Origin of the sequence: Pseudomonas solani, from assembly GCF_026072635.1 — a bacterium.
Taxonomy (GTDB): domain Bacteria; phylum Pseudomonadota; class Gammaproteobacteria; order Pseudomonadales; family Pseudomonadaceae; genus Metapseudomonas; species Metapseudomonas solani.
Window position 1 is genome coordinate 5,517,335 of sequence record NZ_AP023081.1, and the last position, 22,712, is coordinate 5,540,046.

The window sequence follows — 22,712 nt, forward strand, 5'->3', positions numbered from 1 at the left end:
CTCAGCGTCCTTTGAAGCTCGGGGTGCGTTTCTCCATGAAGGCGCCAACGCCTTCGCGGTAGTCCTCGCTGCGGCCGGCGAGGCGCTGCAGGTCGCGCTCCAGCTCCAGCTGCTGGTCTAAGCCGTTGTCCAGGCTGGCGTTGAGGGCGCGCTTGATCAGGGCCAGGCCGTAGGTGGGCTGGGTGGCCAGGTGGCGCGCCAGCTTCAGGGCCTCGTCGCGCAGCTCGGCGTCGTCCACCACGCGGTGGATCAGCCCCCATTGCTCGGCCTGTTCGGCGCTCAGCCGCTCGCCCAGCAGGGCCAGGGCCTTGGCGCGGGCCATGCCGACCAGGCGCGGCAGGCTCCAGGTGCCGCCGGAGTCGGGCACCAGGCCGATCTTGCAGAAGGCCTGGATGAAGCTCGCGGAACGCGCCGCCAGCACCAGGTCGCAGGCCAGCGGGATGTTGGCGCCGGCACCGGCGGCCACGCCGTTGACCGCGCAGATCACCGGCAGCGGCAGGTCGCGCAGGGCGCGGATCAGCGGGTTGTAGAAGCGCTCGATGGACAGCCCCAGGTCGGGCATTTCGGCGCCCGGCGCGACGTTGCGGTCGGCCAGGTCCTGCCCGGCGCAGAAGCCGCGGCCCTCGCCGGTGAGCAGCAGTACGCGCACCTCCGGGTCCTGGCGCACGCGCTTGAGGGCCTCGCGGACCTCGCCGTGCATGGCGGCGTTGAAGCTGTTGAGCTGTTCAGGGCGGTTGAGGCTGAGGGTGGCGACCCCGGCCTCGATGGAAAACAGGATGTGCTCGAAATTCATGGCGTGCGCTCTATGGAGTCGAGTTGTGGGCGGCCGGGTCAGCGGCCGGTGAATTCGGGGGTGCGTTTCTCGCGGAAGGCGGCGAGGCCTTCTTTGCGGTCACGGGTGCCGGCCAGCAGGGTGAAGGCGTGGCGCTCGAAGCGCAGGCCGCTGGCGAGGTCGGTGTCCTGCGCCTTGAGCAGCGCCTCCTTGGCCAGGCGCAGGGCCAGGGGTGCCTTGCCGGCGATGACGCGGGCGATGGCCAGGGCGCGCTCGACGGTGAACTCCGGCTGGGTCACTTCGCTGACCAGGCCGGCGCGCAGGGCGTGGCGGGCGTCGATGGCCTCGCCGCTGAGCACCATCTGCATGGCCAGGGACTTGCCCACGGCGCGCAGCAGACGCTGGGTGCCTCCGGCGCCGGGCATGATGCCGAGGTTGATTTCCGGCTGGCCGAAGCGGGCGTCCTCGCCGGCGATGAGGATGTCGGCGTGCATGGCCAGTTCGCAGCCGCCGCCGAGGGCGAAGCCGTTGACTGCGGCGATCAGGGGTTTGGGGAAGCGGGTGATGCGCTGCCAGTGGGCCTGGCGCGGGTCGTCGAGGATGCCTACCAGGTCGCGCTCGGCCATCTCGTTGATGTCGGCGCCAGCGGCGAAGGCCTTGCGGCTGCCGGTGATCACCACCACGCGGGTCTGCGGGTCGCGTTCCGCATCGTCCAGTTCCTGGGCCAGTTCGCCCAGCAGCCGGGTGTTCAGGGCGTTGAGCGCCTCCGGGCGCTGCAGGGTGATCAGGCGCACGCCCCGGTCGGGGGGCAGGACGGCAAGAGTCTCGGGCATGGAGCGGGCCCTCAGGGTGCACGCGCGGCATCTGGGCCGGGCTTTGTTGTTGGATTGCCAGGCGTTCGTCCATTGGGCGGGCTGGCGTTTTTCCGGAGTATACGCATGAAGCGATACAAAACAATAAGTATTGAATCGTATTTATGTGTCTCTAATGAGGTGTCTTTCCATGCTTCGATGGATATCCGGGTGCTGGCCTGCTGCCCTTTCCCGGGAGGTTTATCCAGTATTCATGCGGATTTCGCGAGGCGGGCGTGGGCCTCGCACCAACCGATACGCGATTACCTGCTTTATCCGATAAAAATGATGTGATACAAGTTGCGTCATCCGTCGCATCGCTTTCCGTTGCGGCATCGCCCTGCGAGGACCGACCATGAGCCGCCTTTTCCCTCTACAGCCCGTCGCGCGGGGTGTCGAGCCATGACCTGCTACAGCCTCGACGGCCTGGTTCCGGTGGTGGACCCGAGCGCCTACGTGCACCCTTCGGCGGTTTTGATCGGCGACGTGATCATCGGCCCCAACTGCTATGTGGGCCCACTGGCCAGCCTGCGTGGCGACTTCGGGCGAATCGTCCTGGAGGAGGGCGCCAACATCCAGGACACCTGCGTGATGCACGGCTTCCCGGAAAGCGACACGGTGGTGGAGCGCAACGGCCATATAGGCCATGGCGCGGTGCTGCACGGTTGCCGCATCGGCGAGGACGCCCTGGTGGGAATGAATGCGGTGGTGATGGATGGCGCCCTGATCGGCGCCCGTTCGTTCGTTTCCGCCGCCGCCTTCGTCAAGGCGCGCTTCGAGTGCCCGGAGCAGTCCCTGGTCATGGGCGCGCCGGCGCAGGTGAAGCGCCGCCTCAGCGACGAGGAGGTGGCCTGGAAACAGCGCGGCACCCAGGAGTACCAGGCGCTGGCGCGGCGCTGCATGGCGAGCATGGTGGCCTGCGAGCCGCTGGCGGCGGTGGAGGCCGATCGCCCACGCAACCGCGTCGACGGCCTGCGTCCCAAGGGGGAATCGGCATGAGTGCGACTGTGGTCAGCGCGCCGATGCGGCGGGTATATTCGGCAACTTTCCAGCGCCCGGTTCGCCCATGACGTCCCTCGCTCCCCTGCAGCACCTCATCACCCGCTTCCAGGAGCAGACGCCGCTGCGCGCCAGCTCGCTGATCATCACCCTCTATGGCGATGCCATCGAGCCCCATGGCGGCACCGTGTGGCTGGGCAGCCTGATCCAGCTGCTGGAGCCCATCGGCGTCAACGAGCGGCTGATCCGCACTTCGATCTTCCGCCTGACCAAGGAAGGCTGGCTCACCGCCGAGAAGGTCGGCCGGCGCAGCTACTACAGCCTCACCGGCACCGGGCGGCGGCGTTTCGAGAAGGCCTTCAAGCGCGTGTACAGCTCCAGCCTGCCGGCCTGGGACGGCTCCTGGTGCCTGGTGATGCTCTCGCAGCTGCCCCAGGAAAAGCGCAAACAGGTGCGCGAGGAGCTGGAGTGGCAAGGTTTTGGTGCGATTTCCCCCATCGTGCTGGCCTGCCCGCGCTGTGACCGCATGGACGTGAACGCCACCCTGCAGGACCTCGACGCCCTGGAGGAAACCATCGTCTTCGAGACCACCGCCCAGGACGTCCTGGCGTCCAGAGCCCTGCGCATGCAGGTTCGCGAGAGCTGGAACATCGACGAGCTGGCGACCCACTACAGCGAATTCATCCAGCTGTTCCGCCCGCTCTGGCAGGCGCTGCGGGAACAGGAGGCGCTGCAGCCGCAGGACTGCTTCCTGGCACGAACCCTGCTCATACACGAGTACCGCAAATTGCTGCTGCGCGACCCGCAGCTGCCCGACGAGCTGTTGCCGGGCGACTGGGAGGGCCGCGCGGCGCGCCAGCTGTGCCGCAACATCTATCGCCTGGTGCAAGCCAAGGCCGAGGAATGGCTCAATGGCGCCCTGGAAACCGCCGACGGCCCGCTGCCGGATGTCGGCGAAAGTTTCTATCGGCGGTTCGGCGGGCTTAAATAGGGCTCCTGTCTCGAAATGCCCTGGAGGGCGAAGTGCTTGGCGTGATCCGCCGGGCCGCACCGCAGGTTGCGGGATGGCACGGAGGAAGAATGAACGAAGGTCGCCTCGATGCGGCCTTGAATAACAATAAGAAAGCTAGCCAGAGGCTCCATGGCCATGACTGCACGTGCACTGAGAACCGACCGCTTCGACGAATGGTTGCAGCGGATCAACCAGGTTTGCGGGCGCTTCTGCGCCAAGACCCTCGGGGAGGAATTCTCCGGGGCGGTCCGCGAATACAAATCCGGCGCGATCAAGCTCAGCTTCGTCGACGTCGCCCAGGCCCGGCTCTACCGTACCGAGCATGAGGTGGCGCAGAGCGACAGCCGACACTTCTTCGCCGCCTTCCAGCTGCAGGGCGAGTCGAACATGGAGCAGGGCGGCAACCGCGTGCGCCTGGCCCCTGGCGACATCACCCTGATCGACTCCTCGCTGCCCAGCGATTTCACCTACGGCGCCAACTCCCGGCAGCTGTCGCTGATCCTGCCGCGCCACCTGGTGGAGCAGAACCTGCGCTACGGCAGCGTGCGCTGCGCGCAGAAGATCGCCGCCACCTCGCCCATCGCGCTGCTCACCCATCGCCTGATCCTCGAGGCCAGCCAGCACGAGTGCCTCAGCCAGCACGAGAGCGAGGCGACCCTGGAGGCGGTGGTCAGCCTGCTGCGCCCGGCCATCAGTGCCGCCGAAGGGGATGCCGATCCCCATGAGCGGGCGTTCCGCAAGACCCTGGACTTCATCGATGCGCACATCCGCTCCGAGGAGCTTTGCCCCGAGCTGCTGGCTCGCGAGGTGGGGGTTTCGGTGCGCGGCCTGTACCGCATGTTCTCGCGCAAGGGCCTGGTGGTGGCGCAGTACATCAAGAACCGCCGGCTGGATTTCTGCGCCGAGTCCCTGCGCCTGGGCGCCGCCGAGCACAAGCTCTCGGCCCTCGGCTACTCCTGGGGCTTCTCGGACTCCAGCTACTTCTCCACGGCCTTCAAGGCGCGCTTCGGCGTTTCCCCCGGCGAATACCGCAAGCGCTACCAGCACTGATTGGCCTGTAGGCGCGACGCTGTAGGGGCGAATTCATTGGCTCTGTCTGCGTTAAGTGTTGCTAGAGGATTTGAGCCCAGCTGATTGCCGAGTTTTGTTGGTACTTCTGGTTTCGCCCACCCGGGCGAGTCCCTTTTTTCAGTCGTCGGGATGCCGAACCACAAAAAAGGAACCAAAAACGCTTGCCCCATCATCCGGCCCCGGCTTCGCCGGGGTTCCCTCACTCCATCGCCGTTACTCGCTACGCTCGCCCTTCGGGCCGCACTGAAGTGCGTTCGCCGCAAGCGTCGTCTGGGGGCCGGCGCGATGGGCCATCCATGGCCTGGCGCGCCTCTCGCGGCATCCATGCCGCTCGTCCCCCGGCGCAACGACTGCGTTCGGCCTCCTGGAGGGGCGTTGGCGGCTGCCCCCACCTTTCTTCGTCCAGCGCATCACCACGTGGTGCGCACGGACTTTCGTAGGATGGGTCGGGCGGCGTTCCGCGAGCGGAGCGAAACCCATGCGGTGGAGGTGGCACAAACCCTTTGGGGCCCGGAAAGGGCCGTGCTTGAGCCCTTGCTTTAAAACCACAACAGCTAACGCAGACAGCACCAATGAATTCGCCCCTACGGGTGTTCCCGGGTGGGTTGGTGTCGGGTTCCTTCGCGAATGAATTCGCTCCCACCGCCGGCATTTTCCGTGCAAATGAAAACGGCAGCGCCAAGGCGCTGCCGTTGGGTGACCGTGCTTAGCGGATCACATGTTGTATTTGCTGTGGAACAGGGCGATCTGCTTCTCGGGCTTGGGCTCTTCCTTGGTCAGGACGTAGACCACGCGTTGGCCTTGCGGGCCGCCGCCGATGTCGACGTAGCTGAAGGTGGGTTCGCCGATCTTGTACATGTCGATCATGTCGCCGTAGCGGCTGAATACGTAAATGATGCCGTCTTCGTCACGCAGCTCGCCGTAGAACGGCAGGGCCGGCGGCAGGCTCACGTCGAGGAAGCGCTGGGCGCTGGTCTTGGCTTCCTTGCCCTGGTCTTCGGCTTTGAGGATCAGGGTGATGTCGCGGTCGAAGCCGTCTTTCTTGCCGGTTGCCTTCTTCAGCGGGGCAGTGCCGTTCTCGATATAGCCGCGGTAGGTGGCGTAGTCGTCGAAGACGAACAGTTCCTTCTCGGTACGGACCTGGTACCAGTCTTCGTTGTTCAGCGCCTCGACCTTGGCCGGAGCGGCCGGCGGGGTGCTGCAGGCGGAGATGGCGATGGCCAGAGCGGCCAGGGTCAGCGATTGGATCAGGTTTTTCTTGCAGGGCATTTCATGGTCCTCCCCAGGATTGGTGAGAGGCGAATCTGCCCGAGTCGTGTGACGGCGAGATGACGGTGATATGCCAGAAGTATTACGGCGAGGTTTCGGCGCCTGAATCGCCTGTTTTCAAGTGGATGACGGCAGAAGTTAAAGTAAATTCTATGTTTTTCAATTTCATATGAATCAATGAGTTACGAGAGATTTGTAATCTTGTATGTGATGATTTGAGCAGCCTGCGGAGGCCCACCTGTGCCCGCTTTTGTGGGAGCGAATTCATTCGCGAAGAAGCACCCAGGCGGCGCGGATTCGTGCCAAGGATCGTCCTTCGGAGCGAGGCCCGTAGGAGCGAGCTCTGCTCGCGAACAGCCTTGGCACCTTCCCATTGACCACCGTTGGGCCTCGCTGCGCTCGGCGCCAACCTACGGCGGTGTGGCACGGTTCGGGATTGGGTTGTGACACCGGGCATCGCCGGTGGAGGTAAAGAGCGACCTCCACCCACATTCCGGGATAGGCCCTGCCTTGGGTCGGAGTGCCGGAAAAAGAAAAGGCGGCGGTTTGCACCGCCGCCTTGAGGGCCTCGCTTCGGCTGGGGGAGCCTGCGGGGCATCGAGGGTGAAGCGTTAGCCGCGGTAGTAGCGCTGCGGCACGAAGGGGGTCTTGGCGACCTTCATCGCCACGCGCTTGCCGCGCACCACGGCCCAGATCTCGCTGTCGAGGGCGGCATGGGCGGCGTTGACGTAGCCCATGGCCACCGGGGCGCCCAGGGTGGGGCCGAAGCCGCCGCTGCTGACGCGGCCGATGACGGTGCCGTCGGCGTCGACGATCTCGGCGCCTTCACGCACCGGTACGCGCTCCTGGGGCAGCAGGCCGACGCGCTTGGCGGCGACGCCTTCGCGCTGCTGGGCAAAGATGCGCTCGGCGCCAGGGAAGCCGCCGGCACGCTCGCCATCGGCGCGGCGCACCTTGGAGATGGCCCAGGCCAGGCTGGCGTCGATGGGGGTGGTGGCGGTGTCCATGTCGTGGCCGTAGAGGCACAGGCCGGCTTCCAGGCGCAGCGAGTCGCGGGCGCCAAGGCCGATGGCCTGGACTTCCGGTTCGGCCAGCAGGGCGCGGGCCAGGGCCTCGGCCTTGTCGGCGGGCACGGAGATTTCGTAGCCGTCTTCACCGGTGTAGCCGGAGCGGCTGACGTAGCACTCGACGCCCAGCAGGCGGGCGCTGCCGAACTGCATGAAGGTCATCTTCGCCACCTCGGGCGCCAGGCGTGCCAGCACGTTGACCGCCGCCGGGCCTTGCAGGGCGAGCAGGGCGCGTTCCTCGAACAGCGGCTCGATCTCGCAGCGGTCGCCGATCTTGGCGCGTAGGTGGGCCAGGTCCTGGTCCTTGCAGGCGGCGTTGACCACCAGGAACAGCTCGTCCGCACCGAGGCGCGCCACCATCAGGTCATCGAGGATGCCGCCGTTGGCGTCGGTGAACACGGCGTAGCGCTGCAGGCCCACCGGCAGGTCGATGATGTCCACCGGCACCAGGCTCTCCAAGGCCTTGGCGGCGTCGCTGCCGCGCAGGCGGATCTGGCCCATGTGGGACACATCGAACAGCCCGGCCTGCTCACGGGTGTGCAGGTGCTCCTTCATCACGCCGAGCGGGTACTGCACCGGCATGTCGTAGCCGGCGAAGGGAACCATTTTCGCTCCGAGTTCGAGGTGGAGGCTGTGCAGCGGGGTTTTGGCGAGGGTCATGGGGATTCCTTCTGTTAGCTGGAAGCTTGAAGCCAGAAGCTGGAAGGGAGAGCAGGAACCGCTGTGCTCTTCAGGCTTCCGGCTTTCAGCTTCAAGCTGCTGTCGATCAACATTCAATGATGTTCACGGCAAGGCCGCCGCGAGCGGTTTCCTTGTATTTGCTCTTCATGTCGGCACCGGTCTGGCGCATGGTGCGGATGACCTTGTCCAGGGAGATGAAGTGCTGGCCGTCGCCGCGCAGGGCCATGCGCGCGGCGTTGATGGCCTTGACCGAGCCCATGGCGTTGCGCTCGATGCAGGGCACCTGCACCAGGCCGCCGACCGGGTCGCAGGTCAGCCCCAGGTTGTGTTCCATGCCGATTTCGGCGGCGTTTTCCACCTGCTGCACGGTGCCGCCCATGACTTCGCAGAGCGCGCCGGCGGCCATGGAGCAGGCCACGCCGACCTCGCCCTGGCAGCCCACTTCGGCGCCGGAGATGGAGGCGTTTTCCTTGTAGAGGATGCCGATGGCGGCGGCGGTGAGCAGGAAGCGCTCCACGCCTTCGTCATTGGCGCCGGGCACGAAGCGCGCGTAGTAGTGCAGCACCGCCGGGACGATGCCCGCCGCGCCATTGGTGGGCGCAGTGACCACGCGGCCGCCGGTGGCGTTTTCCTCGTTCACCGCCAGGGCGTAGAGGTTGACCCAGTCGAGCACCGTCAGGCTGTCGCGCAGGGCGGCTTCCGGGCGCTCGCTGAGCTGGCGGAACAGCGCGGCGGCGCGGCGCTTGACCTTGAGCCCGCCGGGCATGATGCCTTCCTTGCGGCAGCCGGCTTTCACACAGTCCTGCATCACCTGCCAGATGCGCTGCAGCCCAGCGCTGGTTTCCTCGGGGCTGCGCCAGGCCTTTTCGTTCTCACGCATCAGCGCGCTGATGGAGAGGCCGCTGGTGGCGCAGTGGGCGAGCAGTTCCTTGCCGGTCTTGAAGGGGTGGGCGAGCGGGGTTTGGTCTTCGACGATGCGGTCGTGCCCGGCCGCTTCCTCGTCCACCACGAAGCCGCCACCCACCGAGTAGTACTCGCGGGAGCGCAGTTGTAGCCCGGCGGCGTCGAAGGCGCGGAAGATCATGCCGTTGGGGTGGAAGGGCAAGGGTTTGCGAATCATCGCCAGGTGATCCTTCTCGACGAAGCGGATGGTCTTTTCGCCACCCAGGCGCAGTTCGCCGTTCTTGCGCATCTGCGCCAGGCGCTCGTCGATGCCGCTGGTGTCCACGGTGTCGGGTTGCTCGCCTTCCAGGCCGAGCAGCACGGCCTTGTCGCTGCCGTGGCCCTTGCCGGTGGCGCCGAGGGAGCCGTAGAGCTCCACCTTCAGGGTTTCCGTGCCCGCCAGCAGGCCTTCGCGACGCAAGCCGTCGACGAAGCGTGCGGCCGCCCGCATGGGGCCGACCGTGTGGGAGCTGGAGGGGCCGATACCGATCTTGAACAGGTCGAAGACGCTGAGGGACATGGTGTCGCTCCTGAGCCTGGATCGCGCTCGTTGTTATTGGTCAGCGTAGACACTGGGAGGGATCGGGCCTCGCGGCCCGACCGTTGAAGCGCAAGGCGGTGCGTGGGGGCAAGTTCATCCGCGAATGAACCCGCCCCCACGATCACGTGCCGATCAGGCGTCCTGGTACGCCTCGATGGACGGGCAGGCACAGACCAGGTTGCGGTCGCCGAAGACGTTGTCGACGCGGCCCACCGGCGGCCAGTACTTGCCTTCCACCAGGCTGGCGGTCGGGTACACGGCCTGTTCGCGGCTGTAGGGGTGGGTCCACTCGCCGACCAGCTCCGCCGCGGTGTGCGGGGCGTTCTTCAGCGGGTTGTCGTTGGCGTCCAGGGCACCGGTTTCCACCGCGCGGATCTCGTTGCGGATGCGGATCATGGCGTCGCAGAAGCGGTCCAGCTCTTCCTTGGATTCGCTCTCGGTCGGCTCGATCATCAGCGTGCCGGCCACCGGGAAGGACATGGTCGGGGCGTGGAAGCCGAAGTCGATCAGGCGCTTGGCCACGTCGTCGACGCTGATGCCGCTGCTGTCCTTGAGGGGGCGCAGGTCGAGGATGCACTCGTGGGCCACCAGGCCGTTGGTGCCGGTGTAGAGCACCGGGTAGTGCTCTTCCAGGCGACGGGCGATGTAGTTGGCGTTGAGGATCGCCAGTTGCGAGGCGCGACGCAGGCCGGCGCCGCCCATCATGCGGATGTACATCCAGGTGATGGGCAGGATGCTGGCGCTGCCGAAGGGCGCGGCGCTCACCGCGCCTTCCTTGCGCTCCATGTGGCCGTGGCCGGGCAGGAAGGGCGCCAGGTGCGACTTGACGCCGATCGGGCCGACGCCCGGGCCGCCACCGCCGTGGGGGATGCAGAAGGTCTTGTGCAGGTTCAGGTGGGACACGTCGCCGCCGAACTGGCCTGGGGCGCAGAGGCCGACCATGGCGTTCATGTTGGCGCCGTCGATGTACACCTGGCCGCCGTTGGCGTGGATGATCTCGCAGATTTCGCGGATGCCTTCCTCGAACACGCCGTGGGTGGAGGGGTAGGTGATCATGATCGCGGCGAGGCGGTCGCGGTGCTCTTCGGCCTTGGCCTTGAGGTCGGCGATGTCGACGTTGCCGCGGGCGTCGCAGGCGGTCACCACCACGCGCATGCCGGCCATGTTGGCGGTGGCCGGGTTGGTGCCGTGGGCCGATTGCGGGATCAGGCAGATGTCGCGCTGGTCGTCGCCGCGGCTCAGGTGGTAGGCGCGGATGGCCAGCAGGCCGGCGTATTCACCCTGGGAGCCGGCGTTGGGCTGCAGCGACACGGCGTCGTAGCCAGTGGCGGCGCAGAGCATGGCTTCCAGCTCGGTGGTTAGCTGCTGGTAGCCCTGGGACTGCTCGGCCGGGGCGAAGGGGTGCAGGTTGCCGAACTCGGCCCAGGTGACCGGGATCATCTCGCTGGCGGCGTTCAGCTTCATGGTGCAGGAGCCCAGCGGGATCATGCTGCGGTCCAGCGCCAGGTCCTTGTCGGCCAGCTTGCGCATGTAGCGCATCAGCTCGGTTTCCGAGTGGTAGCGGTTGAACACCGGGTGGGCGAGGATCGCCGACTCGCGCAGCAGCGCGGTGGGCAGGCGGCTGGGGATGGTCGCGGCCAGCTCGGCGAAGGCGGGCAGGGCCTGGCCGTCGGCGAACAGGGTCCACAGTGCTTCGATGCTGGCCTGGGTGGCGGTCTCGTCGAGGGACAGGCCCAGGCGCTGGTCGTCGACCACGCGCAGGTTGATGCGTTGCTCGCGGGCCTTGGCGTGCAGCTCGGCGGTGCGGGCGCCGGTGGCCAGGGTGAGGGTGTCGAAGAAGCTCTGCTGCTCGACGGTGACGCCCAGCTTGGCCAGGCCCTGGGCCAGGATGGCGGTGAGCTGGTGCACGCGCTTGGCGATGCGGGTCAGCCCCTGCGGGCCGTGGTAGATGGCGTACATGCTGGCGATGTTGGCCAGCAGCACCTGGGCGGTGCAGATGTTGCTGGTGGCCTTCTCGCGGCGGATGTGCTGCTCGCGGGTCTGCATGGCCAGGCGCAGGGCCGGCTTGCCGTGGCGGTCGATGGAGACGCCGACCAGGCGGCCCGGCATGTCGCGCTTGAAGGCATCGCGGGTGGCGAAGTAGGCCGCGTGCGGGCCACCGAAGCCCAGGGGCACGCCGAAGCGCTGGGCGCTGCCCAGGGCGACGTCGGCACCGAATTCGCCCGGCGCCTTGAGCAGGGTCAGGGCCAGCAGGTCGGCGGCCACGGCCACCAGGGCGCCGACGGCGTGGAAGCGCTCCACCAGCTCGGCGTTGTCGAACAGGTCGCCATTGCTGGCCGGGTATTGCAGCAGCGCGCCGAAGTAGGGCGCGGCGTCGGTCAGCTCGCGCTCGTCACCTACGACCACTTCGATGCCCAGGGGCTCGGCACGGGTGCGCAGCACGTCGAGGGTCTGCGGGTGGCAGTGGCGGGAGGCGAAGAAGGCGTTGCTGGCCTTGTTCTTCGACAGGCGCTTGCAGAAGGTCATGGCTTCGGCGGCAGCGGTGCCTTCGTCCAGCAAGGAGGCGTTGGAGATCGGCAGGCCGGTGAGGTCGCTGATCAGGGTCTGGAAGTTGAGCAGCGATTCCAGGCGGCCCTGGGAGATTTCCGGCTGGTACGGGGTGTAGGCGGTGTACCAGGCGGGGTTTTCCAGCAGGTTGCGCAGGATGGGCGAAGGCGTGTGGGTGCCGTAGTAGCCCTGGCCGATGTAGTTGGTGAACAGCTGGTTCTTGCCGGCGATGGCCTTGATCGCGGCGAGGGCGTCGGCCTCGCTCTGGCCCGGGCCCATGTCGAGCACGCTGGTGCCCTTGATGCTGTCGGGGATGACGCTGGCGCTGAGGGATTCCAGGTCGGCGTGGCCGAGCAGGTCGAGCATGGCCTGGATGTCGGTCTCGCGCGGGCCGATATGGCGGGCGATGAACTCGTTGGCGGTGCCGAGGGCGTTGGTCTGGATGGGCATGGTCAGGCTCCTCAGGCGTTCTTGATCAGGGCTTCGTACGCGGCGCGGCCCATCAGGTCGGCCAGCACGGCGTTGTCGGCCAGGCGCATGCGGAAGAACCAGCCCTTGCCGAGCGGGTCTTCGTTGACCAGTTCGGGGCTGTCGTTGAGCGCTTCGTTGATCTCGAGTACGTCGCCGTCCAGCGGCATGACGATGTTGCTGGCGGCCTTCACCGACTCCAGCACCGCCACTTCGGCGCCTTGCTCATAGGCCTGGAGCTCCGGGAGCTGCACGAAGACCACGTCACCCAGCGCCTCCTGGGCGTACTCGGTGATGCCCACGGTCACCTGGCCATCGGCCTCCAGGCGCAGCCATTCGTGTTCGGCGGTAAAACGCAACTCGCTCATTCGGAACTCCTCGGTGCTGTGGCCCGGTTCTTTGCCAGGCGCTCTATGGACCCCCGCACGGGGCGTCGCCCTGTGCTGTCTGGTCGGCTTCATAGCAAGGGCGGTGCCAGGATGCTTTCACCCAGTGAAAACAAGGGGTTGGGCGCTATTCGAGACGTCTTTCGCGAAGAAGGCTGTAGCGAAAACGCTACAGAAAATAGGGGTTTTCCAAGGGGTGCGCAGGGAGGGGCAGAGACGGCGGGGTGCGTGGCGGGTTGTTACGGAGTCGTTACGCTGTAGCGAAATCGATACGGATCGGGTGAGTTCATAGAAAGATAATTTATAAATCAATAGGTTATGTGATTTATGTAGAGATCCAGTGAGGTTATGCGCCGTAGGATGGCGTAGAGCGAAGCGAAACCCATGCTGTGCTGCAGCACATTCTCGATGGGTTTCGCGGTGCTCTACCCATCCTACGTGGTGTTTTTAATAAAATAATCAATAAAAACAGATGGATATAAATATTTGTTGAAGTGCTATATCAGCTTTTGCCGGGTATCCCGTACTTGCGCAAACGGTGGGCAATGGCGGTGTGGGAGGTCTGCAGGCGGGCGGCCAGCTGGCGGGTGGAGGGGTAGCTGGTGAAGAGTTTTTCCAGCAGTGCGCGCTCGAAGTTCTCCACGGCTTCTTCCAGGCTGCTCACCTCGCCGTCGTTCTGCCGCGCCACGGCGGTGCCGGCGATGTCCAGGTCACCGATTTCCACCAGGCTGCTTTCGCAGATGGCGGCGGCGCGGAAGATCACGTTCTGCAGCTGGCGCACGTTGCCCGGCCAGCGGTTGCCCAGCAGCGCCGGGTAGGTGCCCGGGGCCAGGCGGCACGGCGGGCGCTGGATCTGGGTGCAGGCCTGCTGCATGAAGAAGCGCGCCAGCATGAGGATGTCCTGGTCGCGGTCGCGTAGCGGCGGTACTTCCAGGTTGAGCACGTTGAGGCGGTAGAACAGGTCTTCGCGGAAGGTGCCTTCGGCCACCATCTTTTCCAGGTTGCGGTGGGTGGCGCTGAGGATGCGCACGTCCACCTTCACCTCGCGGTCGCCACCCACACGGCGGAAGCAACCGTCGCTGAGGAAGCGCAGCAGCTTGGCCTGCAGGTAGGGCGACATCTCGCCGATCTCGTCGAGGAACACCGTGCCCTGGTTGGCCAGCTCCAGCAGGCCCGGCTTGCCGCCGCGCTGGGCACCGGTGAAGGCACCCGGTGCGTAGCCGAACAGCTCGCTTTCGGCGAGGTTCTCCGGCAATGCAGCGCAGTTAAGCGCCAGGAACGGCTGGTTGTGCCGCGCGCTGACCGCATGGCAGGCCCGCGCCACCAGTTCCTTGCCGGTGCCGGTCTCGCCATTGATCATCAAGGGTGCATCCAGGGCCGCCACGCGCAGGGCGCGGGCCTTGAGGGTGCGGATGGGCTGGGAGTCGCCCAGCAGCGCATCGAAGCCTTCGGCATGGTCATGGTGCAGGGCCGAAAGGCGCTCGCCGATGCGGTTGGGCAGGTAAAGGGTGAGCAGCGCGCCAGCCAGGTGCTCGCCCTCGGTGATGGGCACGGCATCGAGCATCAGCGCCTGGCCCTTGAGGGTCACCTCGCGCAGCGGCAGGCGGAAGCCCTGTTCACGCAGCACATTGTGCAGGCTGTCGTCGGCGAACAGCTGGGCCAGGGTCGCGCCCTCCAGCTCGCCGCCATGCAGGGCCAGCAGCGCCGGGTTGGCCAGCAGCACGCGGCCGTCCTGGTCCACCGCCAGCACCGGGTCGGTCATCGCCGCCAGCAGGGCGTCCAGCTGCAGGCGGTGGCGCTGGCCGGGGAGGATGTCCACCACCGTCACCTCGCGCACGCCTTCCACCTTGTGCAGCGCACCGCGCAGCTCGTCCAGCACCTCGGCGCTGAGGGTCGGCGCATCGATGTAGACGTTCGGCGGGACCATCTCCACCGCATCCAGGTTGAGGTTGCGCCCGCCGAGCAGGGCGAGGACTTCCTGGGTGATGCCGACGCGATCGATGAAGGTGACGTGAATGCGCATGGAAAGCGGAGCCGCTGGATGAAAGCCGCAGATTATGCCCGCTCCGGGCACCACCGGGCCATGGCTTGTGCCGCGTGATGGAACCCGGCCCCGCGCTGGCCTTGTGCCAGAGCGCCACGGCAGCGGCGGCCCCTTGCGAAAGTTCGAACTTTTGCCCGCGCAGGGGGTTCGGAACTAGCACACCACTTCCGCAACCCGGCGCGGCCCCAGCCGGCCTCCATGCGCCGGTCAGAAGGAGCCAGACCGATGTCCCCGAGCACACCCGCCGAGTCCGCCGCGCGTCTTTCCGGAGCGCTGCAGCTGGACGAGGCCCTGGCATTCCCGCGTATCGCCATCGAATCCGTCGAGCCGCAGCTGGAAGGCGGCCGCTTCGCCGCCAAGGCCATCGAGGGGGAGGCCCGCACCGTCACGGCGGTGATCTTCGCCGACGGCCACGACAAGCTGGCCGGCCAGCTGCTCTGGCGCCCGGTCGAGGACCCCGAATGGCAGCGCGTGCCCCTGGAATTCCTCGGCAACGACCACTGGCAGGCCAGCTTCGTGCCGCCGCGCATGGGCCGTGTGGTGTTCGCCGTGGAAGCCTGGTGGGACCTCTATGGCAGCTACTGCTACGAACTGTCGAAGAAACACGGCGCCGGCGTGCCCATCAAGCTGGAGCTGCAGGAAGGCGCGCTGCTGCTACGCCAGACCCTGGAACAGGCGCCGGCGGCCCAGGTGGACACGCTGCAGGCGCTGCTCGAACGCCTGGAAGAAGCGCAATCCATCGACGAACGCGTGGCCCTGCTGCTGGCCCCCGAGACGGTGGCCGCCGTGACCCGCGTCGAGGCCCATCCCCATCGCGTGCGCAGCGCGCTGTACCCGTTGGACGTGGAGCGCAAGCTGGCCGAGTTCGCCAGCTGGTACGAGCTGTTCCCGCGCTCGGCGGCCAACGACGGCAAGCGCCACGGCACCTTCCGCGACGTCATCGCGCGGCTGCCGGATATCCAGGCCATGGGCTTCGACGTGCTCTACTTCCCGCCCATCCATCCCATCGGCCGCACCCACCGCAAGGGCCCGAACAATTCTCTCAAGGCCGGCCCGGACGACCCCGGCAGCCCCTACGCCATCGGCAGCGCCGAAGGCGGCCACGAGGCCATCCACCCGCAGCTGGGCAGCCGCGAAGACTTCCAGGCCCTGGTCCAGGCCGCCCGCGAGCATGGCCTGGAGATCGCCCTCGACTTCGCCATCCAGTGCTCCCCGGACCACCCGTGGCTGGCCCAGCACCCCGGCTGGTTCAGCTGGCGCCCCGACGGCTCCATCCGCCATGCCGAGAACCCGCCGAAGAAGTACGAGGACATCGTCAACGTCGACTTCTACGCCCGTGATGCCCAGCCCGACCTGTGGCTGGCCCTGCGCGACGTGGTCAAGGGTTGGGTGGAGCAGGGCGTGACCCTGTTCCGCGTCGACAACCCCCACACCAAGCCGCTGCCGTTCTGGGAGTGGCTGATCGCCGATATCCGCGCCGCCCACCCCGAGGTGATCTTCCTCGCCGAGGCCTTCACCCGGCCGGCGGTGATGGCGCGCCTGGGCAAGGTCGGCTTCACCCAGAGCTACACCTACTTCACCTGGCGCAACACCAAGGAGGAGCTCGCCCAGTACTTCACCGAGCTCAACCAGCCGCCGCTGTGCGACTGCTACCGGCCGAACTTCTTCGTCAACACGCCGGACATCAACCCCTTCCCGCTGCACGGCCAGGGGCGCGCCGCCTTCCTCATCCGTGCCGCCCTGGCCACCATGGGCTCCGGCCTCTGGGGCATGTACTCCGGCTTCGAGATCTGCGAGTCGGCGCCGGTGCCGGGCAAGGAGGAATACCTGGATTCGGAGAAGTACCAGCTGCGCCAACGCGACTACCGCGCCCCCGGCAACATCGTCGGCGAGATCGCCCAGCTCAACCGCATCCGCCGTGCCAACCCGGCCTTGCAGACGCACCTCGGGCTGCAGGTCTACAGCGCCTGGAACGACAGCATCCTGTATTTCGGCAAGCGCACCGCCGACCGCTCCAACTTCATCCTGGTTGCCATCAGCCTCGACCCGCACAACGCCCAGGAGGCCAGCTTCGAGCTGCCGCTGTGGGAGCTGGGCCTGCCCGAGGATGCCGCCACCCAGGGCGAAGACCTGATGAACGGCCACACCTGGACCTGGTACGGCAAGACCCAGTGGATGCGCATCGAGCCCTGGCACCAGCCCTTCGGCATCTGGCGCATCCGCGCCGCCACCTGAGGACAACGCCATGGCGAACCAACAGCGGCCCGAGCTGCACACACTGGTCATCGAGCAGGACCTGCAAGAGCTACTCCAGGGCGCCAGCGGCTCCCTGATGAAGGATTCCCTGGCGGCCTACCTGCCCAGGCGCCGCTGGTTCTCCGGCGACGCGGCGGGCGAGGTGCACCTGCTCTATGCCGTGCCCTTCGGCGAGGCGGACGAACTCTGCGTACTGGCCGAGGTGGAGTGCCGCGACGGCGAGCGCCGCGAGCATTACCAGCTGCCCCTGGCTTTCGTCACCGAGCACCAGGCCGGCAGCGCTGCGCCCGAACACCTGGCCCTGGCGCGCCTGCACCGGGGCCGCCAGGTGGGCCTGCTCACCGACGCCTTCACCCTGCCGGGCTTCGTGCGCCAGGTGGTGCGCCAGCTGAGCCGTGGCCAGGTGCTGCGCTGGCAGGGCAGCGAGCTGCAGTTCGTGCCCACCTCGCGCCTGGTGGACTTCATCGGCGACCTGGACGGCGACGTCAGCCTGGTGTCTGCCGAGCAATCCAACAGTTCGGCGGTGATCGGCGACAGCATGGTGCTCAAGCTGGTGCGCCGGGTGCTGCCGGGCATCCATCCGGAAACCGAGATGGGCGGCTACCTCACCGAACACGGCTTCGCCAACATCCCGCCCTTGCTGGGCGAGGTGCGCCGCGTCGACGAGGCCGGCACGCCGCATACGCTGATGGTGCTGCAGGCCTTCCTCAGCAACCAGGGCGATGCCTGGCAGTGGACCCTGAACACCCTGGAGCGCGCCGTGCGCGACGAACTGGCCGGCGGCGCATCCGGGCAGGAGAGCCCGCACAGCGCACTGGGGGAACTGGAAGCCTTCGCCCGCATGCTCGGCCGCCGCCTCGGCGAGATGCACGAGGTGCTGGCCCGCCCCAGCGACAACCCCGACTTCGGCTACCGGAGCAGCGATATCGCGGAAACCAACGGCTGGGCCCACAGCGTCGGCCTGCAGTTGCACGAGGCGCTGGAACGGGTGGCCGAATCCCGCGAGGGCCTTTCCGAGTCCGCCCGGGCGCTGGCCGATTGGCTGGGCAGCCACCAGGCCGGGCTGCTCGAGGTGGTCGGCAAGCTGGCCCGGCACAGCGCCGGTGGCATCCGCATCCGCGTCCATGGCGACCTGCACCTGGGGCAGGTGCTGGTGGCCCGGGGCGACGCCTTCATCATCGATTTCGAGGGCGAGCCCACCCGCAGCCTAGAAGAACGCCGCGCCCGCCACAGCCCGCTGAAGGACGTGGCCGGCATGCTGCGCTCCTTCGATTACGCCGCCGCCATGGCCCTGCGCAACGCCCAGGGCGCCGATGCCCCCAGCGAGGCCGCCAGCGCCCGCCAGCGCATCGCCAGCAGCTACCGCAGCCAGGCGCGCACCGCCTTCCACGAAGCCTACCGGCTGGCCGCCGCGAGCCTGCCCCATGCCTGGCACGAGCGTGACGGCGAAGTCGCCGCCCTGGCGCTGTTCAGCATCGAGAAGGCCGCCTACGAAATCCTTTACGAAGCCCGCTACCGCCCCGATTGGCTGGATGTGCCGATGCTGGGGCTGGTGGAGTTGGGCCGTCATCTCCTGGGGAGCAAGCAATGAACGATGTAGCCATGGGGCAGGGCGCCGACCGCGCCCAGATCGAGGCGCTGGTACGGGCCGAGCACGGCGACCCCTTCGCCTTCCTCGGCCCGCACCAGGATGACCAGGGGCCGGTGATCCGCGCCTACCTGCCCGGTGCCCTGGGCGTCGAACTGCTGGACGGCGACAGTGGCCAGTCCATGGGCCGCCTGGTGGAATCCGCCACTCCCGGGCTGTTCATCGCCCGGCCCGAGCGCCTGCACCGCTACCGCCTGCGCATCCATTGGGGCGAGGGCTTCCAGGAAACCGAAGACCCCTACAGCTTCGGTCCGTTGCTGGGCGAGACCGACCTTTACCTGTTCGCCGAGGGCAACCATCGCGAACTGGGCAAGGTCTTCGGTGCCCAGCTCACCGAGCACGAAGGCGTGCCCGGCGTGCGTTTCGCCCTCTGGGCACCCAACGCCCGGCGGGTTTCAGTGGTCGGGGCGTTCAATGGCTGGGATGGCCGCCGTCATCCCATGCGCCTGCGCCACCCGGCCGGGGTCTGGGAGCTGTTCGTGCCTCGCCTGCAGGCGGGCGAGGTTTACAAGTACGAGCTGCTCGGCCAGCACGGCGTGCTGCCGCTGAAGGCCGATCCGGTGGCCCTGGCCACCGAACTGCCGCCGGCCACCGGCTCGGTGGTTTCCGCGCCGCTGGAGTTCCACTGGCAGGACCAGGGCTGGATGGACGGCCGCCAGCGCGGCCAGGCCCATGACCGGCCGCTGTCGATCTACGAGGTGCATGTCGGTTCCTGGCGCAAGGAGGGCGGCAACGATGGCCGCGTGCTCAGCTGGCACGAACTGGCCGAGCAGTTGATCCCCTATGTGCAGGAGCTGGGCTTCAGCCATATCGAGTTGCTGCCGATCATGGAACACCCCTTCGGCGGCTCCTGGGGCTACCAGCCGCTGTCGCAGTTCGCGCCGACATCGCGCTATGGCAGCCCGCGCGACTTCGCCGCCTTCATCGACGCCTGCCACCGCGCCGGCATCGGCGTCATCCTCGACTGGGTGCCGGCGCATTTCCCCACCGACGCCCACGGTCTGGGCCGCTTCGACGGCACGGCGCTGTACGAGTACGAGCACCCCTTCGAGGGCTTCCACCAGGATTGGGACACCTACATCTACAACCTCGGCCGCACCGAGGTGCACGGCTTCATGCTGGCCTCGGCGCTGCACTGGCTGCGCGCCTACCACATCGATGGCCTGCGCGTGGATGCGGTGGCCTCGATGCTCTACCGCGACTACTCGCGCAAGGACGGCGAGTGGATCCCCAACCGCCACGGCGGCCGCGAGAACCTGGAGGCCATCGACTTCCTCCGGCACCTCAACGACGTGGTCGCCACCGAGGCGCCCGGCGCCCTGGTGATAGCCGAGGAATCCACCGCCTGGCCCGGGGTCAGCCGGCCCACCCGCGAAGGCGGCCTGGGCTTCGCCTACAAATGGAACATGGGCTGGATGCACGACAGCCTGAAGTACGCCAGCGAAGACCCGGTCAACCGCAGCCATCACCACCACCAGCTGACCTTCGGCCTGCTCTACGCCTTCTCCGAGCACTTCATCCTGCCCATCTCCCACGACGAGGTGGTGCACGGCAAGCGCTCGCTGCTGGACAAGATGCCCGGCGACCGCTGGCAGAAATTCGCCAACCTGCGCCTGTACCTCAGCTTCATGTGGAGCCACCCGGGCAAGAAGCTGCTGTTCATGGGCTGCGAGTTCGGCCAATGGCGCGAATGGAGCCACGACAGCGAGCTGGACTGGTACCTGCTGCGCTACGGCGAGCACCTGGGTGTGCAGAGCCTGCTGCGCGACCTCAACGCCCTGTACCGCGCCGAGCCCGCGTTGCACCAGCTGGACGGCGTCGCCGAAGGCTTCCAATGGCTGATCGGCGACGACAAGGCCAACAGCGTCTACGCCTGGCTGCGCAAGGGCCAGGACGGCGCGCCGCTATTGGTGGTGCACAACTTCACCCCGGTGCCGCGCCTCGGCTACCGCATCGGCGTACCGCTGCCCGGCACCTGGCAGGTGCTGCTCAACAGCGACACCGACGCCTATGCCGGCAGCAACGCCGGCACCCTCGCCGAAGCGCACGCCGAAGACGACACCAGTCACGGCCAACCCCACTCCCTGGTGCTCGACCTCCCACCGCTCGGCGCGCTGATCCTCAAACCCACCTTGCCATAGGTTGGCGCTGTTCCGTAGGTTGGCGCCGAGCGCAGCGAGGCCCAACGGAGCGATGTCGGACCGGGCCAAAAGGGCGGGCTCTGCGTAGGGTGGAGGTCGCTCTTTACCTCCACCCGCGGTGTTGCACGGGGCCGCGATGGTGGATGGGTGGAGCGTCATCCACCCTACGAATCGTGCCTTGGATCAACCGGAACGTCGGGTTGCACCCGACCTACAAGGTGGCGCTGCGCCGTAGGTTGGTGCCGAGCGTAGCGAGGCCCAACGGAGCGGGGTTCGGCTCTGCTGCGTTGGGCTTCGTACCTCAACCCAACCTACATCCGTGCCAGGACGGCTCCACGTTGTGGGAGCGGCTTCAGCCGCGAAAGATCCGCCGCCGGCACAACGCTGCGAGCGGCCGGACAGTCCATCACGAATGAATTCGCTCACGGGGTGTGCCCCGGGTTTCACTCGAACGGCCCCATCACCTGGCGGTAATGCTCGGTGCCTTGTGGTGTCTGGCGGGTGAGGGTGAGCTCCAGGCCCCGGGGGTTTTCCACCGGGGTGCCGGTGAGGGTTGCCCAGCCCTTGCCGGGGCGCCAGGTGCGCAGGTCGAACTCGCTTACGCCGCTCATCACCGCCACGCCCTTGCCGGGAGCCGGCAGCGGGTAGCGCGTGCTGGGGGTGGAGGCGGCGCGGTAGAGGGTGTCGCCTTCCACCCACCAGCGCACCCGCAGCAGGCGGCCGGGGCGGGACGGGGCGACGCGCACCAGTTCCAGGCGCGGCGGGCCATTGCCTCCGCCGCGCAATACCAGGGCCGGCGGCCCGGAGCGGATCGGTTTTGCATCCGCGTCGGCGTCCGGGCGCAGGGGTTCCAGCAGTTCGGTGGTGGCGCGCTGGGCCAGGTCGCGCTGCAACTGGTTAAGGGCGCGCAGCAGCTCGTCGTTGCGTTCGGCCGCCGCCTGCAGGTGGGCGTCGCTGCGGCTCACGCTGTCCAGCCCGCGCCAGGCCACCAGGGACACCAGCGCCATCAGCAGGATCGCCACCATCACCTCGATCAGGGTGAAACCCCGTTGCTTCGTCATCACTGCACCTCGATACGGCCGGATGGTTCACGCACGACCCTGACGCTGTTGCGCCCATCGGACAGCTCGATGCGCGCCGGCTCGCCTATCCACTCGGCGTCGATCAGCAGCCAGCGGCCGCTGCTCAGGCGCACATCCAGCGGGTGCACCTGCCAGGTACGCGGGCGCAGTTGCGGGTCGCCGGCGAACGCACGCTCATCGGCGCCGTCGTCGCCCAGGCGCAGGAAGCGGTAGCCGCGCGCGTCCGCCTGCCAGGCGATGGCGCGGCCGTCGGCGCGGGCCTCGTCCTGGGCGGTCTGCAGCAGCAGGGCCAGGCGCTTGGCGTCTTCCCGCAGCAGGCGCGCCGGATCGGGGCGGATGCTCAGGCTGATGGCGGCCGTGGCGATGCCGACGATCACCAGCACCACCATCAGCTCGATCAGGGTGAAGCCCCGTTGCGACCGCCCGGCAACCTCGGGAGGAGGTGAAATAAAACCGTGAAGATCGGCTGCTAGCGTCGGGGCCAGGAATTTTTGGAGGACCGCCGGATGCGCCTTATCAGCCGCTTCAACCCCACCGCATGGGTCCAGGGCGCCGCGCTGGCGGCCACCCTGGCGGGCCTGGTCACCTGGGGGCTGTTGCTGGGGGACCCCACGCCGCAGCAGGCCCAGGCGCGCAGCGAAGCCCCGCAGCCGGTGCCGGCCGCTGCCCACGATGCGGCGCAGTGGTTCGCCAGCCGTGCCAGCCAGCTGGACGTGCGCCTCACCGGGCTGTTCGCCGGGGAGCGCGGCGCCGTGGCCATCCTCGCCATCGACGATGCACCGCCGCGCGCCTTCCTCACCGGCGAAAGCCTGGGCGAAGGCGTGCGCCTGGATGCCATTGAGGGGGACGCGGTGATCATCGCCCGGGGCAGCGAAACCCAGCGCCTGTCCATCGCCCGCCTGCCCGAGGCGCCGCCGCTGCCATCCCTGCGTTGA

At 67.5% G+C, this 22,712-nt stretch carries 17 protein-coding genes; 7 read left to right on the plus strand and 10 right to left on the minus strand.

Annotated elements, in window-relative coordinates; all coding sequences use genetic code 11:
• Window position 1: 1 nt before the first annotated feature.
• Together paaG and paaF are read right to left on the minus strand one after the other, a co-directional pair.
• Complete coding sequence (paaG, locus tag PSm6_RS25010) at window positions 2–793, minus strand: 2-(1,2-epoxy-1,2-dihydrophenyl)acetyl-CoA isomerase PaaG (protein ID WP_265168522.1); 792 nt, start codon at window positions 791–793, stop codon at window positions 2–4.
• Window positions 794–831: 38 nt separating this feature from the next.
• On the minus strand, window positions 832–1,605 hold the full coding sequence (paaF, locus tag PSm6_RS25015) for a 2,3-dehydroadipyl-CoA hydratase PaaF (protein WP_265168523.1): 774 nt from the start codon (window positions 1,603–1,605) through the stop codon (window positions 832–834).
• Between the two features lie 420 nt (window positions 1,606–2,025).
• On the opposite strand from paaF, the gene paaY reads away from it, so the two are divergent.
• From paaY to feaR, 3 genes are all read left to right on the plus strand, one after another.
• Window positions 2,026–2,622, plus strand: coding sequence for a phenylacetic acid degradation protein PaaY (gene paaY, locus PSm6_RS25020; protein ID WP_265168524.1), 597 nt, complete (start codon window positions 2,026–2,028; stop codon window positions 2,620–2,622).
• A 67-nt stretch (window positions 2,623–2,689) separates the two neighbouring features.
• A complete protein-coding gene (gene paaX, locus PSm6_RS25025) occupies window positions 2,690–3,613 on the plus strand; it encodes a phenylacetic acid degradation operon negative regulatory protein PaaX (protein ID WP_021217224.1) in 924 nt (307 codons plus the stop codon).
• A 156-nt stretch (window positions 3,614–3,769) separates the two neighbouring features.
• The gene (feaR, locus tag PSm6_RS25030) at window positions 3,770–4,684 is read left to right on the plus strand and encodes a transcriptional regulator FeaR (protein WP_031286962.1); all 915 of its coding nucleotides are present in this window, start codon (window positions 3,770–3,772) and stop codon (window positions 4,682–4,684) included.
• A 735-nt stretch (window positions 4,685–5,419) separates the two neighbouring features.
• Here the strand turns inward: feaR and PSm6_RS25035 are convergent.
• The 6 genes from PSm6_RS25035 to gcsR form a co-directional block, all read right to left on the minus strand.
• Window positions 5,420–5,974, minus strand: a complete 555-nt coding sequence (locus PSm6_RS25035) for a hypothetical protein (protein WP_265168525.1) — start codon at window positions 5,972–5,974, stop codon at window positions 5,420–5,422.
• 611 nt (window positions 5,975–6,585) lie between these two features.
• Complete coding sequence (gene gcvT / locus PSm6_RS25040) at window positions 6,586–7,701, minus strand: glycine cleavage system aminomethyltransferase GcvT (protein WP_265168526.1); 1,116 nt, start codon at window positions 7,699–7,701, stop codon at window positions 6,586–6,588.
• Window positions 7,702–7,807: 106 nt separating this feature from the next.
• A complete protein-coding gene (locus PSm6_RS25045) occupies window positions 7,808–9,184 on the minus strand; it encodes an L-serine ammonia-lyase (protein ID WP_021217646.1) in 1,377 nt (458 codons plus the stop codon).
• 153 nt (window positions 9,185–9,337) lie between these two features.
• Window positions 9,338–12,202 (minus strand): aminomethyl-transferring glycine dehydrogenase, encoded by a 2,865-nt coding sequence (gene gcvP, locus PSm6_RS25050; RefSeq protein WP_265168527.1) that lies wholly within the window; start codon window positions 12,200–12,202, stop codon window positions 9,338–9,340.
• Between the two features lie 11 nt (window positions 12,203–12,213).
• The gene (gene gcvH / locus PSm6_RS25055) at window positions 12,214–12,588 is read right to left on the minus strand and encodes a glycine cleavage system protein GcvH (protein WP_265168528.1); all 375 of its coding nucleotides are present in this window, start codon (window positions 12,586–12,588) and stop codon (window positions 12,214–12,216) included.
• Between the two features lie 520 nt (window positions 12,589–13,108).
• Window positions 13,109–14,629: a transcriptional regulator GcsR gene (gene gcsR / locus PSm6_RS25060; protein ID WP_265168529.1), complete on the minus strand. Its 1,521-nt coding sequence runs from the start codon at window positions 14,627–14,629 to the stop codon at window positions 13,109–13,111.
• A gap of 246 nt (window positions 14,630–14,875) precedes the next feature.
• Between gcsR and PSm6_RS25065 the strand changes: the two genes are divergently transcribed.
• From PSm6_RS25065 to glgB, 3 genes are read left to right on the plus strand one after another with little or no spacing between them, the layout of a single operon-like run.
• On the plus strand, window positions 14,876–16,885 hold the full coding sequence (locus tag PSm6_RS25065; protein ID WP_021217650.1) for an alpha-1,4-glucan--maltose-1-phosphate maltosyltransferase: 2,010 nt from the start codon (window positions 14,876–14,878) through the stop codon (window positions 16,883–16,885).
• Between the two features lie 10 nt (window positions 16,886–16,895).
• Window positions 16,896–18,497: a putative maltokinase gene (locus PSm6_RS25070; RefSeq protein WP_021217651.1), complete on the plus strand. Its 1,602-nt coding sequence runs from the start codon at window positions 16,896–16,898 to the stop codon at window positions 18,495–18,497.
• Complete coding sequence (glgB, locus tag PSm6_RS25075) at window positions 18,494–20,695, plus strand: 1,4-alpha-glucan branching protein GlgB (protein ID WP_031287089.1); 2,202 nt, start codon at window positions 18,494–18,496, stop codon at window positions 20,693–20,695. The genes PSm6_RS25070 and glgB overlap by 4 nt, the downstream gene beginning before the upstream one ends.
• Window positions 20,696–21,138: 443 nt before the next feature.
• On the opposite strand, the gene PSm6_RS25080 is transcribed toward glgB, so the two are convergent.
• Together PSm6_RS25080 and gspH are read right to left on the minus strand one after the other, a co-directional pair.
• The gene (locus PSm6_RS25080; protein WP_021217633.1) at window positions 21,139–21,756 is read right to left on the minus strand and encodes a PulJ/GspJ family protein; all 618 of its coding nucleotides are present in this window, start codon (window positions 21,754–21,756) and stop codon (window positions 21,139–21,141) included.
• The gene (gene gspH, locus PSm6_RS25085; RefSeq protein ID WP_031287084.1) at window positions 21,756–22,226 is read right to left on the minus strand and encodes a type II secretion system minor pseudopilin GspH; all 471 of its coding nucleotides are present in this window, start codon (window positions 22,224–22,226) and stop codon (window positions 21,756–21,758) included. The genes PSm6_RS25080 and gspH overlap by 1 nt, the downstream gene beginning before the upstream one ends.
• A gap of 57 nt (window positions 22,227–22,283) precedes the next feature.
• Here gspH and PSm6_RS25090 point away from each other — a divergent pair, with 57 nt between their 5' ends.
• On the plus strand, window positions 22,284–22,712 hold the full coding sequence (locus PSm6_RS25090; RefSeq protein WP_021217635.1) for a type II secretion system protein N: 429 nt from the start codon (window positions 22,284–22,286) through the stop codon (window positions 22,710–22,712).